At 44.1% G+C, this 21,427-nt stretch carries 14 protein-coding genes; 13 read left to right on the top strand and 1 reads right to left on the bottom strand.

The window, feature by feature from the left end:
- Positions 1–320: 320 nt before the first annotated feature.
- Positions 321–728 (top strand): sigma-70 family RNA polymerase sigma factor, encoded by a 408-nt coding sequence (locus GT1_RS11075; protein ID WP_188398750.1) that lies wholly within the window; start codon positions 321–323, stop codon positions 726–728.
- Positions 729–1,110: 382 nt separating this feature from the next.
- Here the strand turns inward: GT1_RS11075 and GT1_RS11070 are convergent, their stop codons facing one another.
- Positions 1,111–1,356 carry a hypothetical protein gene (locus GT1_RS11070; RefSeq protein WP_223226182.1) on the bottom strand — a complete coding sequence of 82 codons (246 nt, stop codon included), beginning with the start codon at positions 1,354–1,356 and terminating at the stop codon, positions 1,111–1,113.
- Between the two features lie 1,049 nt (positions 1,357–2,405).
- Between GT1_RS11070 and GT1_RS22745 the strand changes: the two genes are divergently transcribed.
- The 12 genes from GT1_RS22745 to GT1_RS11005 all read left to right on the top strand — a co-directional run bounded on the left by GT1_RS22745 (position 2,406) and on the right by GT1_RS11005 (position 21,175).
- Positions 2,406–2,810, top strand: a complete 405-nt coding sequence (locus GT1_RS22745; protein WP_188398763.1) for a hypothetical protein — start codon at positions 2,406–2,408, stop codon at positions 2,808–2,810.
- 23 nt (positions 2,811–2,833) lie between these two features.
- Positions 2,834–3,622, top strand: coding sequence for a GIY-YIG nuclease family protein (locus GT1_RS11055; protein ID WP_188398748.1), 789 nt, complete (start codon positions 2,834–2,836; stop codon positions 3,620–3,622).
- A gap of 322 nt (positions 3,623–3,944) precedes the next feature.
- Positions 3,945–5,492: a DUF2397 family protein gene (locus GT1_RS11050; protein WP_188398747.1), complete on the top strand. Its 1,548-nt coding sequence runs from the start codon at positions 3,945–3,947 to the stop codon at positions 5,490–5,492.
- Entirely contained in the window at positions 5,485–6,744 is a 1,260-nt protein-coding gene (locus GT1_RS11045; RefSeq protein ID WP_223226186.1) for a DUF2398 family protein, read from the top strand. Before GT1_RS11050 ends, GT1_RS11045 begins: the two co-directional genes overlap by 8 nt.
- On the top strand, positions 6,731–11,041 hold the full coding sequence (locus GT1_RS11040; protein WP_188398745.1) for an SbcC/MukB-like Walker B domain-containing protein: 4,311 nt from the start codon (positions 6,731–6,733) through the stop codon (positions 11,039–11,041). Before GT1_RS11045 ends, GT1_RS11040 begins: the two co-directional genes overlap by 14 nt.
- Positions 11,010–12,296, top strand: coding sequence for a TIGR02679 domain-containing protein (locus GT1_RS11035; protein ID WP_188398744.1), 1,287 nt, complete (start codon positions 11,010–11,012; stop codon positions 12,294–12,296). Before GT1_RS11040 ends, GT1_RS11035 begins: the two co-directional genes overlap by 32 nt.
- A gap of 399 nt (positions 12,297–12,695) precedes the next feature.
- A complete protein-coding gene (locus GT1_RS11030; RefSeq protein WP_223226181.1) occupies positions 12,696–13,805 on the top strand; it encodes a three-Cys-motif partner protein TcmP in 1,110 nt (369 codons plus the stop codon).
- A 66-nt stretch (positions 13,806–13,871) separates the two neighbouring features.
- Complete coding sequence (locus GT1_RS11025) at positions 13,872–14,582, top strand: DUF5131 family protein (protein ID WP_188398742.1); 711 nt, start codon at positions 13,872–13,874, stop codon at positions 14,580–14,582.
- A 67-nt stretch (positions 14,583–14,649) separates the two neighbouring features.
- Positions 14,650–15,435 carry a hypothetical protein gene (locus tag GT1_RS11020; protein WP_188398741.1) on the top strand — a complete coding sequence of 262 codons (786 nt, stop codon included), beginning with the start codon at positions 14,650–14,652 and terminating at the stop codon, positions 15,433–15,435.
- A gap of 511 nt (positions 15,436–15,946) precedes the next feature.
- Entirely contained in the window at positions 15,947–16,546 is a 600-nt protein-coding gene (locus GT1_RS11015) for a helix-turn-helix domain-containing protein (RefSeq protein WP_188398740.1), read from the top strand.
- Between the two features lie 90 nt (positions 16,547–16,636).
- Positions 16,637–18,952 (top strand): Piwi domain-containing protein, encoded by a 2,316-nt coding sequence (locus GT1_RS11010; RefSeq protein ID WP_188398739.1) that lies wholly within the window; start codon positions 16,637–16,639, stop codon positions 18,950–18,952.
- A gap of 12 nt (positions 18,953–18,964) precedes the next feature.
- Entirely contained in the window at positions 18,965–21,175 is a 2,211-nt protein-coding gene (locus tag GT1_RS11005; protein WP_188398738.1) for a hypothetical protein, read from the top strand.
- The last annotated feature ends 252 nt before the right edge of the window (positions 21,176–21,427 follow it).

Genomic DNA, 21,427 nt, shown 5'->3' with positions numbered 1-21,427 from the left:
TGAAGAGCCGGATGCCTTAGTTGGGCCCGTCCGGTTCTGTGAGGGTTGTCGGGCCGTGAGGCCCGCTTCTACTCGACCTTGTGCTTATGAAAGTTTGAGCGCGAAGAAAGTTAGCTTATTGACTGATAAATTTATCAATCAATAAGCTTTTTATTTTCATCTATTTTACTCAATTATGCAGAAACGCATAAAAGTGTAAACAAAAAATACATAATGACCTGTGAATTCAATAAGTCACTAAAGCCGGATAAATTGCTAAATGATGTAGCGAATTATCCGGCTTTTTTGTTTCTCTCCTAACAAAAAGGAGGGAAACAAAAATGAAATTCAAGTTCAAATTTGTAAAAGGCGAGCCCGTAGAAGAGGAAGTCCATTTACGCGAAGACGTCGAGAAAGAAATTACCAAATTTGACAAGTACGTCGAAGATCGGGAGCGAGCCGAGACGCGAACCGAAAATCGTGATAAAAGATCACTGGATGAAATCCAGGCGGGAGACGTAACCATACCGGACGTCTCCTTTGTTGTTGAAAGGAGAGCGGAAATCGCCGCCGTCCGAAGGGCATGGCGAAAGCTCTTGCCCCAACAGCAAGAGCTACTCAAAAAGATATATATTGACGAGCGCACAATAGTGAACGTTGCCCGGGAGGAAGGAGTCGCCCCACAGAGCATTCATGAGCGGCTGAACCGGATTTACAAACGGATGAGGAAAATCCTGATTGAAAGTTAGTCACCGAAAAGAAATTAAGTAATATCCAAAATTTACAAGAATAAATCCGTGAATTACCCCCCTGATTTTCAGCTTTTTCGTGGCTATAAAGTAGAGGCGCTTTTACGCCCTCAAAAAATGTTACGAAAGAGGTGAAAGTATGGAAATTTGGATTGATGGTGTTCAAATTAAAATCCCCAAGGGGAGTAGGATCAAATCAATTACGATTTCAGACATGGACGGCAAGGCTGTGAGAAGAAAAGCATTGGATCTAGTAGACAAGCTGTTCCAGTCGCTCCCAGCGGCAGCGCTCCTTGGTGGACGACGAACCGGCAATAGCCGTGAGCCCGCCGGATATTGGTTTCTATGTCTCTCCGCAAGGGAGAGCATACGTACACAAATTTCAAATTGCCACCTGCCTTTCAGGAAGTGTTAGGGTTTCGATGGTTTCACTGGGAAAGGCCCGGATTAGCACAGCCAATAATTTTTTTCCTACGTTTCGCCGGCCGGCCAGTGCATTTGACAGCGCACTTCGGCTGATATCGCTCTGCCTGGCCAACCGGCATGGGTTCGTTTCATACTCGACAAGAGTTGCCGAACTCTGACGCTGTTTAATCGCACTGCTTCTGCCCCTCATGAAGGTCGTCAAAGCTGATTCTTACGATACGCATATAGTCGAATAAGCGATGCAGGAATTGCTTACCCATATAGGCGGCATGTCCCAGTTTATTCAGCCTGGCGATAGAGTATTAGTGAAGCCCAACATGCTGGAAGGCGTGGACAAAGGTAAATGTGTAACCACCCATCCTAGGTAGTTATTCCTAAGACTTACGAAAATAATCTTGACGGTACTGGGAGTTATGCAGAGGATAAGCAGGGATAAAGTTTTTATAGACTATATCTATTAGTTGCCGGAGGCCACTAGTGGACGAACTATGGGTAAGTTGTCCAGTTTCTCAGGGAGGCTGCCGGTGATCCGGTAGCCTTTTTTACAATCTGATTATTCTTAGTCTTATATAATCTTACAAAACATCCCAAATTATGTTTTTTTCTGTTTATGAAAGACTGAAAAAATTTTGGGCATATGGATCGGCAACAGTTTTATGGTTTGCATCGCAGTTGGGATTGGTCGATGCTCCTCATGTCGAGGCCAAAAATATTCAGCCTAATGATTCAAAGTTAAAAGCTTCAGGAAGTGAACCTATTTATTTGGAGAAAACCAGCACAATCCAAAGCTCGTTAGAAGAAATCTTTGCTACAGACAATCTGGATCAGATGGCTCATTATTCCCAGCGTTCACACAGTTCTTACAGGTCTCATTCATCGCATAGCGTCGATGTATCAGATCTCCGAAGAAAACTCTTGCAATGGATAACAAAGCTGATGGTGCGGCCAAGTTGATCATGGTTTTGCAAAAAATATACAAACATGGAAGGAAAATTACGCTATCTTACAGAAGTTGAGACATAATTCACCTTATTTGGTGGATTATGTCTTTTAACTTAATGGCTATTATTGGATGAAGATAGATCAAGCACCTATTTTTCATATTCGTAGCGGAAAAGAACTATAAAATTTGGTGGTGATGAAATGAGACCATCTAGAACGATTAATAAACTGCACTTTGAGGACCTTTCGCCAGCAAGGTTTGAAGATCTATGCTTAATGATAGTTTATAGGATGCGGCGGTGATATGATATAAACCATTTTGGGCGTAGTGGTTCGGATGACGGAATAGATATAGACGCAGTTGAAGAACTAGAAAACCAAACTAAGCGTATTTGGCATATTCAGTGTAAGCGTTATCAAAAGTTGGGAAAACGAGATGTAAAGTCTGTTATCGATGTTATTTTTGAGAAAAACCAGAAAACCCCCGACATTCTCTTACTTATTGCAGGGTGTGATGCTAGCAAAAATTGTATTGAATTTATAGATTATGATATTAATGGAGATGAGTTTTACCTATGTCCGCATATATATTGCGATTTCCGCAGTGGTAGACACCCTTATGAGAAGATAGTTTACTACATTATTGGTGACGATGAGAACGGATGTAGCTATGATCAGGGGCTGAATAATAATTGTAGAGTAAAAATAATATAGTTAATGATGAGAGGAGAGTAGTAATGTTTGATATTTTAGAAAACATCTTACAACAAAGTGGATTGGCTGAATTATTTATTGCTAAGGTAAAAGAAGATAATACAAATAGTGAAAATTCTTTTATTGCTTACCGAGTAAAAACCAATATATATAAAATTAGATCGTTTGAATTATGGGGAAATAAGAATGATTTCTATTTTAGAATTTATCATTCTGATAAAATTAATGTTAAGCTAAAAGAAAAATTGGCATCGTTAAAGGAAATAATAAACAAAACAAATTGGGTAGTTGATTATAAGTCTAATGACTACGCTCAATTAGCCACTATGATAAAAAATATTCTCCTAAATAATGAGATAGTAAATGAATGCAAAAACAGTAGTGCTGTAGCAAGAACATCTAAATTTGAAGGACTGAATTTACCAGACGTTGATACAAGCCAGAATGATGTTATGGGGCAAACCTTTACATGGCGAGAAATAATAAGTATATGGGAAGATAACTCAGAAAATAATAATTTAAAGAGAGAACTAAGTAAGAACGGGATATATATTCAGAGATCAAGAGATGGCAAGAGTAGGTACATAGGAAGTGCGTGTGGTATAGATGGAATAATTGGTAGATGGATGAAACATCTAAATTCAAACGGTGATGCCCAACAGCTTAATCTATTTGTACTCGAAAATGGCTATAATGAAATTTCCTTTTCCGTTATTGAATTTTATAATGATGAAGATATTATTAAGAGAGAAAATATGTGGAAACAAATTTTAGGTACAATTAATTATGGTCCATATAATGCAATTGAATAACAATTGAAATAAATTGGGTGGATTCAATGTCACGGATCAAAGGTTGAATTTTCTGTCCGATATTGTTGTAAGCTAGCTGGGAAATAGTTGATTTTACTAACTCCGTGTGACTTTTTTCGTAAAAATAAACTATACATAAGGTTATGACCATTATGGTTAATATTTGTGATGACATTATGCTAACAATAGGTGCATTAGCGTAAAAAGGCGGGAATCCTTCGTGCTATATGGACGCAAAATGATAGAGAATCTATGTTTCTTGTGATCAAATTACTAGCAAACCTGAACATCCCGCTTAGCCGGGAGGTGTGGAGGGACTAAAATGGACCCGGAAGCGAAAAGGCTTGAGGCGCTTAGATATCTGAATACGCCGGGAAAAGAAAAGTATATCGCCATCTGCTCCTATCTCTATTCGTCCTACCTTACCGGACATCACTTCAGGACATTTCACGAGGTGTTTGATGCCTATCGAAAGGAAAGGGGGGAAGCTGAGCAGGTTGAGTTGCATAACCTCCTTGACAAGTTGTATGGGTGGGGCAACGTCGTCAAACGGCCCAACTATTACAAGGCCAAGACCGTCGAAGAAATTGCTAACAAGAGTAATGATTATGCCCTATCGGAGACTGGCGTCCAGGTTATGCGTTTCGCCCTTGAATTAGCGAGGCCCGTACCGGAACCGAAAGTCACGAACGAGGATATTGAGCTTTTGATGGAGCAACTAAAACGAATGAGGGAAGAGCTAGAGGCAGGACGAGTCGAAGGGTTTGCCCGGCAATGGCAGTTTCTAATGGATACCTTCAACCGTCTGCACCACGGGGCGGTGCGTTACTATACCGTTATCGGAAGCGCGGACATCGAGGATCGGATGGTTGCGGCGGGAGAGGAGCGGAGCCTTGAGTTCTACCGTTCGCTCAAGGATAACGTGGAAGCTTTCGCTGGTACGCTTTCGGAGTTGCAACCTCAGATAAGCCGCGAGATATGCAGCATGGATGACGGAGGGGTGTTACATGAGATGCTTTACAAAGCCGCCGGCTTCGTCGCTAAGCAAGAGTTAGACGCAGACGCAGATGCGATATATAAGGACTATTCGTCTCAGTGGGACAGCTTGTCTGCATATTTCGTCCCAAGAGAGGCAGACGAGTACCGTGATGGCAGGACAGAGTGTCAAAAGGTTTTCGCGGCGACGATTAATGCGTTGGCAGGGTTTTACGCGGTGTTTCTTCGCCGCTTTAGAGAGAAGGATACGGCTTCGGGGTTGGCGCGGAAATACCAGAACCTGATGGGGGCATTCGCCATCTGCGACGGGGAGGAAGAGAGCCAGAGGTTATTGGCAACAGTATTTGGGGCGTTAAGATCGAGGCACCTGTGTATAGAGTCGAGTGGGGGAGAGGACAACGGAGTTCTGCCGTACAATGTGCCGGAGAGTTTCTGGACGTACGAGGGCGTGGTAGAAGAAATCTTACCGCTGACGAAACGAGGCCGTAAGCCTCGACAGAAACCTTCGGAAATAAGGCTGCCGCCGCCAGAGTTCATTCGCGAGCACGAACGTCGAGTTGAGGAGAGACGGGCGGCGGAGGCTGAGGTGATCGGTCTGCTCGCCCAAGGCCAATTCACCCTATCAGAGCTGCCTAAAGGGCGGCACGGGCGAGCGGTGCGCCTCGCTATACTGGGCTGGTGGGCAAGTGCCCTGAAAAACCCAGGTGTCAGAGACGCTTCGGGGACACTGGTACCTGAAAGACTCGTCGCTCCGACTAGGTACGGCCCGCGCGTGAAATTCACGCCGAAACGTGGTCCACTCGTGGAAGTCGAATTCGAAGACGGGACGCTGAGAATAAAGGACATGGAAGTAGAGGTGCTCGGTGATGAATGATGACCTCGCTCTTCTAGGGCGCGTTGCGGGAGCAATCATGCCTGACGAGGAGTTTCGGTTGGGTGCGAGGCGGCTGGTGGAGCGGGACTGGATTGCCAAGGACGATGAAAAAGCTACCCCGATACACCTGAGGCGGACAGGGCTGTCGGAGATGTTTCGAGAGCTTTGCGGCTGGGAACTCATCGGAGCCGATGATGAGCCTTTCTACCGGTTGGTCAAGATGGTGGCCCGGCCGACACGATGGATGGGAATGTCGCCCCGCACAGACAATCATAAGAATCGGTGTCTCGCAGCCAAGATCGATCATGTTCTGTTCGCAGCGACACTTGCATGGCTCTACAGCAGACCACGTCTCGACGATCACATGCTACTTAAAGACCTGGCCGAAGGAGTGATGGGACAAGTAAATGCCCATTCCGCGATGGAAGTCGACTGGACGGTGCGGGACACTCGGTTGTCTCTGCAGCGTGTACTGAAGGTGATGAGGGACGAAATGGGTGTGCTCGCTGAGTATGACGCAGGCCCGACCGGAGGCATTGAAGGAATGGATAGGGAAGATTCCCGCGACTCGGTGCTTGCCTTCGATTCGAAAGCGGAGGCGCTCTTGCCAATGCCGCCGGAGCTATCAAGAATGGCGGCAGGCGACTATCCCCGACTGGCGATGGAACGGGAGGCCGCTATGGAACCAATGCGAAGCCTTAGTCGCAAGCTCCTTCTTTTTCCTTTCGTAAACGCTGGCGACATGACGGAGGGTGAACTCGCTTTTATAGACAAGCGGCATGAGGAATATGGACGGATGCTGGAGGCATTGTTAGGGCTGCGCCTGGAATACGCGAACCGCACGGCGGCGTTGGTATACGGAGAACGTTCAAGGGACGCCCGGCAACTATGTGCCGCAGGAAACACTAAAGGAAAGCTTATATTCGCCTTCGGATGGTTTCTACGTAAGCTGGTGGCCGAAGGCGAAATCGAGCCGCCGGAGCACGGTTTTGTCCTAAAAATGCATGAGGCTTCTTTCGCGGCTATCTACGAGCGATTTGCGGATGACTTGAGGGGAAGATTCACGGCGTCCATTGATCAGCGCCTAGCGGAAGGATGGCGAGAATTTCTTAGGTATTTGGGGGACTGGAATCTCGCCTCCATGGAAGAGGCGCCGGGCTTAGTGGTTCTAAGCCCGGCCCTCGGGCGGTTGAGCGGTCAATTCCACTATGTATACATGGATGAAGGGGGGGCGGACGATGACCAGGAATGAAGTCAGCCGATGGGTCCCATATCGGATAATCCTAGCAGGGTTCTGGAACTACGCCTACCAAGAATTTTTCTTCGAGAAGGGCAATCTTCTGCTGACCGGCGAGAACGGATGCGGGAAGTCGACAACCCTCAACGGGATACTTCCGTTTCTGCTCGACGGCAAGTACCAAAAAGGACAGATGATGTCGGCTAAGGATGGCGGACCAGCAAACGACCACCTGGGGTATCTTATGGGGGAGCACTTCCGCGACCGGCAGGCGAAAGATATGTTTGCCTTTATTGAATACAAACGAGAGAACGCAGAATCCTATCTGACCCACGGCATCGGGCTAAAAGTCCGGGTGACCCATACCCCGGCGACGGGCTCGGGTAAGACTTACCGAGCGGACTTCCTCGGTGTGCTGCTGCCTGAGAGTAGCGGCCACCGTATCGGTGAAATCGAGGGCGGCGGATTCATTACCGTCGGGCGTTACTCCCCAAAGCCAAATGGGGAGGAAACCTACGATGTCGACCTTATCGAGCGGGCGGGTACCCATCTGGCTGCACGCGGAGCAATCCTGAAGAAGAAGGATGAGGAATACGCTGCCATGGTCGGAGAAGCGGTGTTTGGCCTAGAACCGATGCAGCACAAGCGTTACGTAGATTATATCCGCCGCATCAAATTCAATCTCGTCGACCCTAAGTCCAACCAGTCTATCCTTCAGAAGACGGTAGACATGCTGCTAGCTTTTCTACCGTCGTACGATAGCCATCTGGTCCAGGTGGCAGGCCTTTTAGAGAACAGGGACAAGCACGCAAAAGAACTAGGTAAGTTGAGAACCCGTCACGCTGATCTAGCGCAGGACTATGAGGTGTCGATACGGTATTTCAGACATGTAGCTCATAGGAGGGGCGCTTTCCTCGAGGAGCGCCGCAAAGAATCGACCGCAGCAGAACGGACTTGGATGAAAGCTAAGGATGCGATGGAAGAAAATGCGCAAGCCCTTGTCGAGGCAGAGGCCAAAATCACGGAAGTACAGGCGCTAATAACCGTTCTGGACGACCAGATAGCACGAATCGATAGCGAACTGGCCGAGGAAGATCTCGCCACCAAGCACGCCGAGGCGGACGCTTTGCGAGACCGCAAGCAGGATGATCTTGAAAAGGTCAACATGAACATTAACCAAGAACAGAAATCCTTGGCCGAGGCGACGCGTCAGCGCGAAATCGCCTGTAAAAAGCGGGTGACAGCGGACAAGGTGTTGGAAGCCAAGAAAGCCGATGCTACGGAGATGGCCGGTCGGCTTGGTTTCGCCAACAGGCTGGCAGAGCTCTCCGTGACGTGGGATTCCAACGTTCCGATGTTTCCGGAGGATTCGGCTTTCGAGGCGGTCACGGTAGGAACGGCCAAGGCACGGGCTGCACTGGATGCTCATATTACTCTGACGGACGAGACCGACCGGGATGTGTCTAAAGTACTGGGAACCGAGGCGGCACTGGCGAGAACAGAGAAGGAGTTGGTCGATGAAGAGACAGCGTATGATGCCGCGAGGGGAGCGTTGACTGAAAAGATGACGGAATACGCTACCACGGTGGACGGCTATGTCACAAAAGCCGAAGAGTGGCTTCAAGATGGCGTCGACAAAAGGTACGTGAACGATGCAGCGGCATCGTCCGGGGCGGCTGCTTTGGCCAAATTAGACGAGCCTCCCGAGACCATGAACCTAATGCGCCAGTACCTGGTGGACGCCGTGTCAGACATGGAAGAAGCGGTGGACAAAGCGTTCAGGCCACGGCAGGAAGAACTCTCCTTCGCAGTACGCAAGACCGGAGAAGAACTACTTGCTGCCAAGCGAGACCTGACTCGATTTGAGAAGGAATACGTCGACCTGAAGGCCCGTGAACTTGCCCGGCCACCACTGAGTAAAGTTGCAGTGAATACTCTAACTCAACTGGGAGATGATGCTTTTCTTCCCTTTTACGAGGCGGTGGAATTCAAGCCTGGACTTCCTGAACGGGTGAAGGCAGCCATTGAGGCAGCTCTTACGGGGGCAGGGATTCTCGAGGCCGTGTTCTTAAAAGAAGGGGCCATGCCGCCGGCGGAGGGAGAGGGATTTGTACTCTCCTCTGCGATGCCGGCTACGCATGGACCGAGCCTCGCAGACATCATGGCGGTTGCAGTGCCTGTAGGAAAAGAAAGTTTCAGGCGTGCCGCTGAGGCGTTTCTCCGCGGAGTGAGGATCGTGCACGCGATCAAAAAACCAGCCGCTGGAGGCAGGACAATGGTGGGGAAGGATGGATCGTGGGCGAACGACACTGGTTGCGGTGTGTACCCGGTTCCAGATGTCGCCGTGTTCATCGGACTTGAAGCCAGGAGGAGGACGAAGGAACGGCTTCTTCGGCAATTGGAAATTGAAATTGCCGACAAGAAATGCGAGGTCTCCGACCTATCTTCGGAAAAGGGCCTGGCAGAGGAACGTCTCAGTGATGCGACCGCATGGCGTAAGGCTATGCCTGGCGACAGTGAAATGAAAAAAGCCCTTGGTGTTTACCTTGAGGCTTTCGCCGCCCGTGAGAGAGCACGGGCGCGCCGTGAGGACGCCAGCAGGAGGGTTGCAGAATTGCATAGCGGCTTCACCGTGCTGATGACGAAGCTTGCAGCTGCCATAGAGCGCATCGGCTACGAGGTTCCTGAGCGCAAGGGGTTATACCAGTGGGTGCGGCGATGGCGAGATGACCGCGCAGCCCTCAGCAAGTCGGTTCGTGCGATGATTGATGCCATGACAGACGCCCTTACGAGTGCAAGGGAGGACGAAAGCCTCCGTCGAGCCGAGCAAGGGTGTCGGAACCGGCTCGGGAAGCTCAGAGAGATGGCGGGCGAAGTCGAGCAGGAAATCGCACGGGTAACAAAGAAGATAGCTGACTTCCTGGCTCGGCTCGAGTCTCCTGAGGTCAAGAACCTGGCGCAGGAACGTGCTTGGTTATCCAAGGAGTTAAAGGACGCCGGAATAACACTGGGCAAGCAGCAGACACGTAAGGAGGCGGCAGAGGGGCAAGCGGATATCCTCAAGGCGACCCACGATGAGAAGCTCGGTCGCAAGGAAGAGGCCGGGTGGCTACTCGAACGGGCTAAAGACCTGTTCAGTAAAGCTGTACGTCGGGCGTTTCCCTCTGGTTCTGCGGAGGAGCCTTGGACCAGCAAGGCCGCGGCGGGGCAATCTGACCTCACGGAGGAGCCAGACTTATCCGGGTTGAAAATAGCGGTGACGAGGGAAAAGAGTGACTGGGATGGCGTAATGTCTGCATCTTTCGGTGAAAGCGCAGCTTTGACCCTAAAGGGGGTAGTCGACGGTTGGTCCGGTACTAAGGGATTCGTGGTGCGCGGGCTGAAGGATATCGATCTCTCGACAGCTCTTTTCGAGGCTAGTATGGCTCTTACCGACGCTCAACTGCAGGCCGAGACTTTCGATCAGAGAATTATCGACGAGTTGGTCAGCGGAGTAGCCATCGAGAACATAGCCAAGGGCATCTCAGAAGCAGAGCGGTGGGGCAAAGAGATAGACTCACTGGTAGAATCTCACAGCCCTAAAAATGTTAAGTTTAATTTCTATGTTAGCAAGGTCGAGAAAGACAAAGAAGGAAACCCGCTGTTGCGGGTGTTATCACTGATGGGAAACTGGGCAAGGCTGGACGACGGCGCCGTCAAGATAGTAAGGGATTACTGGAAGCGTTGCCTTAACGTTCTCCGCCAGGACTGCGTAAGCATTGGCGAGGCCCCGAACTCCTCTGAGCTTTATCTCGCGAAAGTTAAGGAACATCTGGGGTACCACAACTTCATCCGCTTTGACTTTGCTTATACTAAGGTGGGTGAGGAGCAAAAAAGAATGCATGCCAAGTCAAAGATAGAGATGAGCGTTGGGCAAAACGCCACCTGTGTGTTTATGCCGGTGTTCGCCACCGTCGACCTTATGTTCCGGGATAAGCCCGATGCCCCGAGACTAGTGGGTTTGGATGAGACTTTCGCAGGGATAGACGAGTTGAATGTCTCGAATTTGTTCGACCTTTTGCATGAGTTGAAGATAAGTTGCCTGATGGCGTCCTTCTATGATACCTTCACGCTCTCTACCGTCCGAGGTCTGTCGGTCTACAGACTTACTACCCTCGGTGGGCATGTCTTCGGCGAACATTACCTATGGAACGGCCATGCCAAAACTTCGTCTTCGCAGATGCCTCGGCTGCAAACAAAAATGATCGAAGATGGCGAAATAAGGAAGGCGGTGGAAGTCAGTGGAAGTGGAATTTACGAAGAAACCGCTTGAAATGCTTGTCGCGCGGATAAAGGCCGGCAAGGGCCTGGCGTCACTGTTTACTGCCATGGCTGATTCCTTCCGACGGTACGGGGATTTGCGCAAGGTCGAGATAGGGCCGCTCTCCATCGAAGAATGGTCTCAGGTGTGCCAGTTCACAAACCGGAAGCGTAAAGCCGGTTACTCCAGCTTCGTGACGATAAGTAAAGCAGAGTTCCTATCAGGATTCAAAGGCAAGAATAATGTCTTCGCCGGATACGATGCGTTGGAAGTGGTGCTCGCTTTCGCTGGCGGCCGGCCGGAGACGGACGCGGAGTGCGAAGCCAGATTAGAAAATGAACGACTTGAATGGTTTCGACGCCTGTTTGCAGGTTGCAGTTCCGAATGGGGACAAACTGTCCTTGGCGGTATAGAGGCAAAGGTGCCGGCATTGATGTTGTTTAACCGGATGTGGAGGGAAAAGGGATCAATGCTGGCGAAAGACGCCTCGCCTGTGGTTGTGGCCCTAGCAAGGATGCCTCTCTTGCCGCCTGTTTCGCAGTCAGAGTTCGCCAATGTTTGCTCCGGCGACCCTCATGCGTTCGACCGCCGAAGAATTTCTGGGCGGTTGCTCAGGGCGGCGTTGAGATACCTATTGGGCCCAGGGGAAGGTGTACCCATTGAGCGCGAGAATGCCGGATTGATTAGCGCTGGCATCGAACCGAGCGAGCTCAACAGCAACGTGACGGTTTATAATTTTGTGGTTGATGGGCGTCCACAGACGGGGGCTTTTCCGGCCTCGTATTGGCTCTCTCTGTCGGGTGTCGAAATTGACACCAAGGTCGTGGTCGCCATGGAAGGTTCAGGGGCTTACGAGAGGATGAGGCGCCTTCACTTGCCTGAAGGGACAGCGGTTGCATGTCTGTCTGGACAGCACAAGTACGGTACGATAAAATTCCTTGAACTTTGCAAGGAAAAGAGAATAAGGCTGCTTTACTCGGGAGATCTCGACCCTGAGGGTCTTGTTATCGCCCAAAAATGCGTGACGCGAGCACCTGGGCTTTTCAAGCCGGTTGGTTATGACCGTGAACTTTACTGGCGGTTTGCAGGCAAACGGAAAGAAAAGAAGATTTCCAATCGGCGGCTCGCCCAACTGTCGCGGCTGACCCATCCTGCCCTCGTCACGATAGGAGAGGTGATGCTCAAGGCGAAGACGCCGGTCTACCAGGAAGACCTACTGGTAGAAATCGAAAAGGCCATTCTAACCGCTCTTGAAGACATGGCTTAAAGCGTAACGAAGGATGGGGATACACTTCGGCTGGCGTGCTAAGTTAGATACGCCGCCTCGTAACGTTTTTAGTAACTCATATGACTTTTCTAAAATAATAACTATATATACATAATTTTCAAGAGTTTTACTAACGTTGAAGGAAAAATACGATACCTCACAGAATTTGAGACATAATTCACCTTATTTGGTGGATTATGTCTCTTGCCTAATGCCTACTATACGACTTTCGTATTAATATTCAGTTAATAGGAGTTGATTGATATTATTTTTTGGCTTACCTTTTAATACTCCTCAATTAAATTATTGGATAATAATGAATTCCTTTCAATTTCGAGTGAGGATCTTGAGATAGCTCAAATAAGAAAGCGCCCAAATTTTCAAGTGGGGGGGAGCAATGTGCCTAGACAATTCTTTGAGGAAGCGCTCGACCAGTCCGAGGTTAAATCACAAATTGTTGCTGACTATTTCGGAGCTTGGACAACTATTATGGCAAGTAAATCGCGGAGCGAAAAGCTTGCATATATTGATCTATTTTCTGGACCTGGTCGATATTCTAATGGGACCAAATCCACTCCTCTTAAAGTTGTAGAGCAAATAATTGCACATCCAATATTGAAAGAAAAAATGGTCGTACTATTCAATGATGCAGATTCCGAATTTGCTAATAACTTACATACTCAATTGATACAACTACCGGGTATTGATAATCTTCGTCATAAACCTCAAGTCTTTAATTCGGTCGTTGGCGATGAAATGGCTGAGCAACTTGAAAAAACAAGTCTTGTTCCTTCGCTTGGTTTTATTGACCCATGGGGTTACAAAGGACTAAGTTCAAGACTCATCGCAGCCTTGATTAAGGACTGGGGCTCTGATTGTATTTTCTTTTTCAATTACAATAGAATAAATATGGGGCTTACCAATCCTGTAGTTGTAGAACACATGAATTCAATATTTGGGGAAAAGAGAGCTGATTGGCTAAGAGGAAAGGTGCGAAAGATGTTGCCAGAAGAACGAGAGCAAACAATTCTTAATGAACTGGCGGAAAAGCTTTCCAATAATAGAAAAAACTATGTTCTACCATTTAGATTTATTAGGGCAGGAGGTGAACGTACAAGTCATTATCTAATATTGGTATCAAAGCATGTGCTGGGATATACAATAATGAAAAATATTATGTATCGCTACAGTTCCGAACATAATGATGGAGTTGCTAGTTTTTCATACATTCCGGTAAGCAATAGGCAGCTTAGTCTTTTATCTTTGTATGATAGGCCTGTAGATAACTTAGCAGATGATCTTTGTCATTGCTTTGCAGGTAAAAGTCTAAATGTGCAACAAATACATGACCTTCATCACATTAATACGCCTTTTGTAATGGCAAATTATAAAGAAGCCTTGAGGAGGCTTGAGTTAAATCAAAGAGTTACTTGTGATCCTTGTAAAAGACGAGTGATTAACGGTATAAAAAGCATGGCTGACCATGTTATAATTTCATTTCCCCAGTAGGGAATGGAACTCATGTTTGCCGTTGTAAAATAGTATGCTATACTGGCAGAGAAAGGAGGACTGGCTATGGGTTCGATTTCAAAAATTGAGTGGACTGAATCAACTTGGAATCCAGTTACGGGTTGTACTAAGATAACTGCCGGATGTGCTAACTGCTATGCATATATAATGGCTAGGAGACTCCATGCGATGGGTAACCCGAGGTATGCAAATGGTTTTAATGTAACGTTACATAATGATCTTATAAGATTACCTTTGACATGGAAAAAACCAAGAAGAGTATTTGTAAATTCCATGTCTGATTTGTTTCATGAAGAAGTGCCGATTGATTTTATTGTAAAAGTGTTTGAAGTAATGAACGTAACTCCTTGGCATAATTATCAAATATTAACTAAAAGAACAAAGCGTCTTGTAGAAATTGCTCCTTATTTAAAATGGACACCAAATATTTGGCAAGGTGCAACTATAGAGAATAGTAGCGTAGTTGATAGACTGTTTGACTTGAAGCGAATTCCTGCAAATATAAAATTTTTATCCCTAGAGCCTTTAATTGGACCATTGAATGATCTTGATCTCGATGGGATTCAGTGGGTCATTGTTGGAGGGGAGTCGGGGGCATACGCTCGACCTATAATGGCTGAATGGATATATGAAATAAGAGATCACTGTGTACGACAAAAAGTTCCTTTCTTCTTCAAACAATGGGGCGGCTTTAACAAAAAAAAGAATGGCCGGTTGCTTGAAGGGAGGACATGGGACGAGATGCCTGACTATTAATCGGTTTTGTTTATATTAGAATATTCATTCGCATATATGAGCGGTAAAAGATAGAGGGGGTTATTATATGCCCTCAAAGGGATGGCGCAGCCTAGAAGGAATATCAGGTTCTTTTTCTATAATTAACCGAATGATGGATAGTATTTCTCATAAATATCCATCTAGTCTCCCAGATTTCAGTTCGGCCGCTAACATTCTTTTAGCCTCTGACTATAGTGGAGAACATCCTGGTGCTACTTATCAGGTGTTATCATTTCTCTTAGCAGACTTGAGTAAATGTGGGCACTGGAATGATGAACGCATTAAATTGCGGGAGCAGTTCTTATCTGATAAACGACGAATGTCTTTTAAAGCGCTACGAGATAATAAGCGCGCGCAAGCATTACCTTATTTTCTTATGGCTGCTGATAATATTCCTGGATTGTGTTTTTCAGTTGCCATAGATAATTCGATAAAAACTTTATTTGATGGGGTAACTCCTCTTGACCTGCAAAATCCTGAATTCGAAGAATTCAGAACGTGGTCGAAAAACGCCCTTGAGAAAAGCTTTCGGGTTGTACATTTTTTATCATTTTTAATTGCCGGTTTATTACAAGAAAAACAAAATATTCTTTGGTTTACTGATGAGGATTCCATAGCAGCAAATGACAGTCGACTCATACAGCTTACAAAATTATTTTCCTGGATTTCGACAATTTATCTAACTTTTGATTTAGGGAACCTTAGATGCGGAACAACAAAAAGTGATGATGGTTCTAGAATGATAGAAGATGTTTGTCGCAATACCAGATCTCGTCGCTGGCTCTATTTCAGAACAACTGAATCTAAATCAATCGACCGATATACCAGATAATACCTTCTTTTTTCACCACAGTAATTTTTCGGCAAAAACACGCTTAATTACATGGTGGCTATCCGATACTCATAAACCTTTGAAACGTCTGTTGTTTAGAATAGATAAGGGGTCAGGAGCTTTGTTTAAAATTTCGGACATACATTTCTTTGATCAATACTCTTAAGACAAGTTAATATGTTATCATCTCATGATGACATAGCAAAGCCTCGTTAGCAGACTAAAATCAACTTTGGTATAAATAAAATCTATGAATTACGTAAGTACATATAATTTTTTTATATTGAACATAGCTCACTAATGGCAATACTGCCATGACTAATTAGATAGTGTATTACCATATAGAATCGCTGTATAGCTAAAGTTAATATCTTAAAGAGATATTTTCTTTTCACCCTTTATTAAGATTCCTCTTATATTCTTTCCGTAGAATAGGACATAATTGTCCGTTTTTTGATACTAATAAATGAATTATAATAAAAACACAAATAGACGAGAGGAAAGAATTATAATGAAAACACTGGGACAAAAGCTAAAGGAATTACGAGCTTCTCTTGATTTAAGCCAAGAAAAATTATCGGAAGAGTTAGGAATTAGCATTAAATCTATTCAGAGATATGAAACGGATAAATTCCAGCCTGATACCTATACAATGGTAAAGCTTGCAACATATTTTGATGTCTCGACAGATTATCTGCTTGGTCTGTTAGCTTATGACGGAGAGTTAAGAGAAATCGCCAGCAAAGTTTCCCAGAATGGGAAATATAATGCATTTTACAGTCATCACCTTAAGTGTAAAAACAGTAGTGATGTGGATGAGTCAAATGGATATTATTGGATCCATTCTGTAGAAAATAGAGTGATTGGAGGGCAGACTGAATGGGTTGGCTGGTTAAATGAAGCACGCACGTTGGAAATAAGGAGGCTGAGACCTGTTATTCCAATGATAGCGATTAGAGAATGTACAAATATTCACGGTAGACCGATGTTGCTCAATAAAGAGGAAGATGTCATTGTATTTCGCCTGTTTGGTGGACACGCAGTTGTTAAGAAGGAAATCTGTGAGCAATACTTGCCTGAGTTTTTAGAGGATTTTATAGCAAGAACGTAACTAGGAAATAGCATAACGGTAAGTTATATAGATATATTGCTTATTTATAAGTACTGATCTCCTATATCGTTAATTTTTAGGGATTTTAAGATGACTAAATTTGTTCTGGAAATGAAAAGGAAAAAGGTAGAAACTAACAGAAAAATGTATTCGTTTTATATAGACGGGGAGGCACTTATGTTCTGCAATTTCGCGGTCTGTAATATAACATCGGAGGAAGTAACACTCAAAAGAATATTATATTCTCAAGCTGAGTTAGAGGCTCTTCGTGCCAACCGATCAGAAGAACTATATATTTTTCGAGATGGTAACTATATATATACTTCGGCTAAGACAAATGGTACTGAAAATACAATAGGTACAGAATTTCGTTTTAATTGGAATAATCGGCCATACCTGACCAAGAAGCTTGCTCATCAAATGATTCTTCACATCCTTAGACTTAAGGCTAAAAACAGTAATTTTACTATAGACTCCTATGGTCCAATCCGATTTTACTCAAATGAGGATAAAGAAAATGTTATATCTGGTGTATTACCAGATGGGGCAAAAATACGATTTGCAAAAGGTTATTCTATTGACACCAGAGTAATCTATAATGATAAGAATCCAGTAATAGGAGTTTTAGTAAATCCGGAATATCGGTGGATAAATCAATATACATGCGAAGATTTAATGGGGATTATTCCCCTAGTAGGATATAGGGTCTATGAATATAAACAGCTAAAGCAACATTTACCGCCAATGAGTAAATTTACTGGAACGATAGTTTCTATTGAAGGTAAAATTGCAATATTAGAAAAAGATGGAGAAAATATACAACGAAATCTGTCAGAGCTCCATGTTAATTGCAATCTAGGCAATTTGCAATCCATAGTATCAGGACTAAATGGACATACAACATGGCAAAGGGTACGCGAGTGCTTTTTCAACTCAAAAAGGAAGAATGCGCGTGAAATAGCTAATAACAACAACAACTTTTATTCGTGGCTAGAAAAGTGTAGGTTTGAAAGTAACGCGGGATTTTCGTTTCAAATAGGTAAATTATTCGATGATAGCTCACTTGAATGGAGGCAGTCATTTATTCAAAAGCCGACATTTGTTTTTGACTATCATGGAGTTCAGACCGACATTAGTAGTGATTCTGGCTTGAGAAAATATGGACCATATGACAAGATTCATTTCGAATATAAGACACCAAGGATTGCAGTAATATGTCAAGCACAACACAGGGGAACCGTTACTAATTTTTTGGATAAACTGACCTCAGGGATACAACTTGTAAAAAATGATGTATTCACAGGCATGCAAAGTAAGTACCACTTAACTAATATTCGATATGATATTTTCACGGCAGAAAAACCAACAATAAACGCTTATGAAAAAGCTATTCGAGAATGCTTAGGCTCCAATTGTCAATATCATCTTGCAATAGTTGAAACTTGTGATGAGTTCAAGTTATATAGGACAAATGAGAACCCGTATTTTCTTTCGAAAATTAAATTTATGAATCGAGGTATTCCAGTTCAAGAGGTTCGTATTGAAACCATGCACAAGAGTGATGCTGGACTAATTTATGTTTTAAATAATATTGCGCTTGCGATATATGCGAAGTTGAAGGGCGAACCATGGATAATACCACGAAACCAAAAAATTGACCATGAATTGATTATTGGTATTGGAAGTTCTTTTGTAGCACGGGAACGTAATCAAAAGCGACGCCGCGTTGTCGGAGTTACCACAATATTCTCCGGCGATGGGCGGTATTTGCTTAATAATAAATCTAAAGATGTCAATATTGACGAGTATTTCGAAGAGTTGCTTTCTTCCGTTCGTAATTCAATAGAGGAAATTAAAAGGCGACAAAATTGGCAAGAGCAAGAAACAGTACGTCTTGTAATTCACGCATTTAAGCCGTTAAGGGATATTGAGGCAGAAGTAATTAAAAAACTTGCAGACGACTATAAAGAAGAAATTAAATTAGATTTTGCCTTTTTACATATTTCTCAAGATCATCCTTTTCGAATTTTCGATCCGACGCAGCAAGGCATTAGAGGTAAAGGTATTTATACACCAAGTCGAGGAACTAATCTATGTATAGACGGAAATAACCAGTTGTTGCAGCTAGTAGGCCCGCGTGAGCTTAAAACCGATAAACAGGGCATGGGGGTGCCCCTCTTAATTAAGTTACATCGTTATTCGACATTCACAGACCTTGGTTATTTAACTCAACAGATATATACTTTTTCATACTTATCGTGGAGAAGTTTCTTTCCTTCTTCTATGCCGATTACAATTTTATATCCGCAATTAATTGCGAGATTGCTAGGAAACATGCGAAATGTGCCAAGTTGTGATCCAGACGCTGTTGTGAGTGGACTGCGTGGACATCTTTGGTTTTTATAAGAGGTGATCTCTTTGCTCGCAGATGACAAGGTTATTCAAGAGTATATATTTAACTCATGTGCAAAATCTCTGTTATTGAAATGTTTTACTGATTTCATGCTGGGTAACCGAATTGGTGGGGTAACACAGGTAACCCACGCTTTGTCTATTGATGATTATCGGGACATCGCTACATCTGGCTATTTATTTTGGCAGGATGGCAGTTGGTATGAGCACTTTAGCAAAAGTATTAGACGGTTACAGGGAAGAGAGCTTAAACATTATTCCCCGTTTCTGCATGATTACGCGGCACTGTTGGGTATAACACTCGGGGTAAAAAAACTAAATAATATAGAACTAACAATGTGGTTGTCGGTTTTGTTAAAGGAAGCCGAAGATGCTACGCAGGACTCTTGGGTGAAGGATTTTATCAAAGCATTAGGATATGTTGCACAAAATCGAGAGAATGAGTATCTGATTTTTATACAAAATAAGATCGATCCTATAATTGAAGACCACGCATTAGCAATTTGGCTTGCTAGGTTTTCCGGGTCCTCACGTGATCTAGAGTTAAGAGCGTCTACTTTTTTAAGAATGCTAAAAACTGACTATTATCCTAAACAGGTTAATTATTTTTTAGATATACTCATTATTACTGCCTATTATAAGGTACCAGTTTCATCCCCGGTAGCCGTTACTAATTTGAACACAGGTGGAGGTTCTAAATTGACTAAAAAGATTTTGTTTGTTGGCTCAGATTTTGATATGAATACAAATGAGTATTTTCATATTAAGGGTCTGGGCAAACCCGAAATTATTAAAGAGCTTGCAGCTGACGCACTATATGATTACGATTTTGTGATTATTCATCCGAAAAGTTTTTCACATTTTATCTTTGGGAGGCCAACAGAAAGTTCGGGTTCATCTAAAGAACTATACGAACTTAAGGGACAAAACAATGATTGGGATTTGGACACTGTATTTGATGAAGCAGAGCGGACTAAGGAACTGGAGATCGCAATTGCGAAGGGAACGGTTGTAATATTTTTAGCGGTCAGCGAAAATATACAGAAATTCTTTGGGTATAGAACGAATTATAAGGGGTATATAAAGACTAATATTGGTAGCTTCCTTCAAAATACAGAATTTAAGATGAAGCGAACTCGCAAAGTTACTGGTGTAGATCAGACTGGTATGTTTTCGGATTATTTTAACGTATTATCGGAGAATGGCCTCCTTAATGTATGGAATAATGAATTTACAACAGCATTGTCTTTAGCTGAGACACCCGACGGGTATTCTTTAGGGCAAGAGATATCAATTGATGGTAAGCAAGCCTGGTTGCTATCACCCCCAAATAGTAAAGAAGCGATGGATGCCTTAATCAAGTGTTTAGATACTAGTTTTAATAGCAACAGTACTAAAAAGATTGCTGCTAAAAGTGGGTTCAAGGCAGTTGCTAATGAAGTATTGCAATCATTGGTCGGCTCAGCTAATCTTCTTCTTGTGACAGCGACTGATTTAGAGACAAAAATACTACACGACATCATAGAGCCTTTGGATAATTACAACCAAAAGTTAAAGGGTTATAACCAGAACCAAACCTATTATATTGGAAAGTTCGGGGCTTACCCAACTATACATGTAAGATGTGCAATGGGGTCAGGTGGTAGAGATGCTTCAATGATGACTGTTTCTGAAGCCATTCGGTTTTGGAAACCTAAGGCCATTGTTATGGTCGGTATTGCCTTTGGTATTAACCCTACAAAACAGAATTTGGGTGATGTTGTCGTCGCGGATAAAGTTACCTTCTATGAACCAAGCAGAGTTGGACAAGATGCATCTCTTAATCGCGATACTAAATATAACGCAGACGTTGTATTGTTGGATCGCTTTAGAAATATTCAGGGATGGGAATTTAAAATTTCGGAAGATGCTTATTCCGAAAAACATATTGGTGAACTTCTTTCGGGAGAGAAACTCATTGATAGTCAGGAATTTAAAGATAAGTTGCTCAAGGCATTTCCTAACGCAAAAGGAGGTGAAATGGAGGGGGCAGGGCTATGCGCTGTAGCTGACCGGGAGCGTGTACCATGGATAATCGTTAAAGGAATTTGTGATTGGGGAGACGGAACCAAAAAAGACGATTTTCAAGAAGTCGCCTGTAAGGCTGCTATTTCTCTATGCCTTGCAGTTTTTGAAGATCCTTACGCACTTGCTGATCTACTATGTATAAAGGGCTAATAGGTAGTTAGACATTAGCCACTGGTATGAACGACTAGTAAGCAAAGAGGAAAAAACTATTGGTTATTAAAACTTCAACAGCCCTTTAACTAAGGGATATTTATTTTGATATGCTATATTAACATAAAATGTACAACAAATTGAATTTTAGCCTTAAATAAGCATTATATGTGTTTTCTTCTCGAATCTTATGTTAACATGATGCAATAAGTCTGTGGGAACATATTTATGGTTGTGGTATTCTGGCCTACG

The sequence above is a fragment of the Sporomusa sp. GT1 genome, assembly GCF_014634905.1.
GTDB classification, from domain to species: Bacteria; Bacillota; Negativicutes; order Sporomusales; family Sporomusaceae; genus Sporomusa; species Sporomusa sphaeroides.
The sequence above is the reverse complement of the archived record's forward strand: the minus strand, read 5'-3'. Positions and strand labels throughout refer to the sequence as shown.

What these genes read in the sequence shown, in the direction of transcription:
- GT1_RS11075 (WP_188398750.1), top strand. Translation starts at nt 321, where the DNA reads ATGAAATTCAAGTTCAAATTTGTAAAAGGCGAGCCCGTAGAAGAGGAA.
- GT1_RS11055 (WP_188398748.1), top strand. Translation starts at nt 2,834, where the DNA reads ATGTTTGATATTTTAGAAAACATCTTACAACAAAGTGGATTGGCTGAA.
- GT1_RS11050 (WP_188398747.1), top strand. Translation starts at nt 3,945, where the DNA reads ATGGACCCGGAAGCGAAAAGGCTTGAGGCGCTTAGATATCTGAATACG.
- GT1_RS11045 (WP_223226186.1), top strand. Translation starts at nt 5,485, where the DNA reads ATGAATGATGACCTCGCTCTTCTAGGGCGCGTTGCGGGAGCAATCATG.
- GT1_RS11040 (WP_188398745.1), top strand. Translation starts at nt 6,731, where the DNA reads ATGACCAGGAATGAAGTCAGCCGATGGGTCCCATATCGGATAATCCTA.
- GT1_RS11025 (WP_188398742.1), top strand. Translation starts at nt 13,872, where the DNA reads ATGGGTTCGATTTCAAAAATTGAGTGGACTGAATCAACTTGGAATCCA.
- GT1_RS11020 (WP_188398741.1), top strand. Translation starts at nt 14,650, where the DNA reads ATGCCCTCAAAGGGATGGCGCAGCCTAGAAGGAATATCAGGTTCTTTT.
- GT1_RS11015 (WP_188398740.1), top strand. Translation starts at nt 15,947, where the DNA reads ATGAAAACACTGGGACAAAAGCTAAAGGAATTACGAGCTTCTCTTGAT.
- GT1_RS11010 (WP_188398739.1), top strand. Translation starts at nt 16,637, where the DNA reads ATGACTAAATTTGTTCTGGAAATGAAAAGGAAAAAGGTAGAAACTAAC.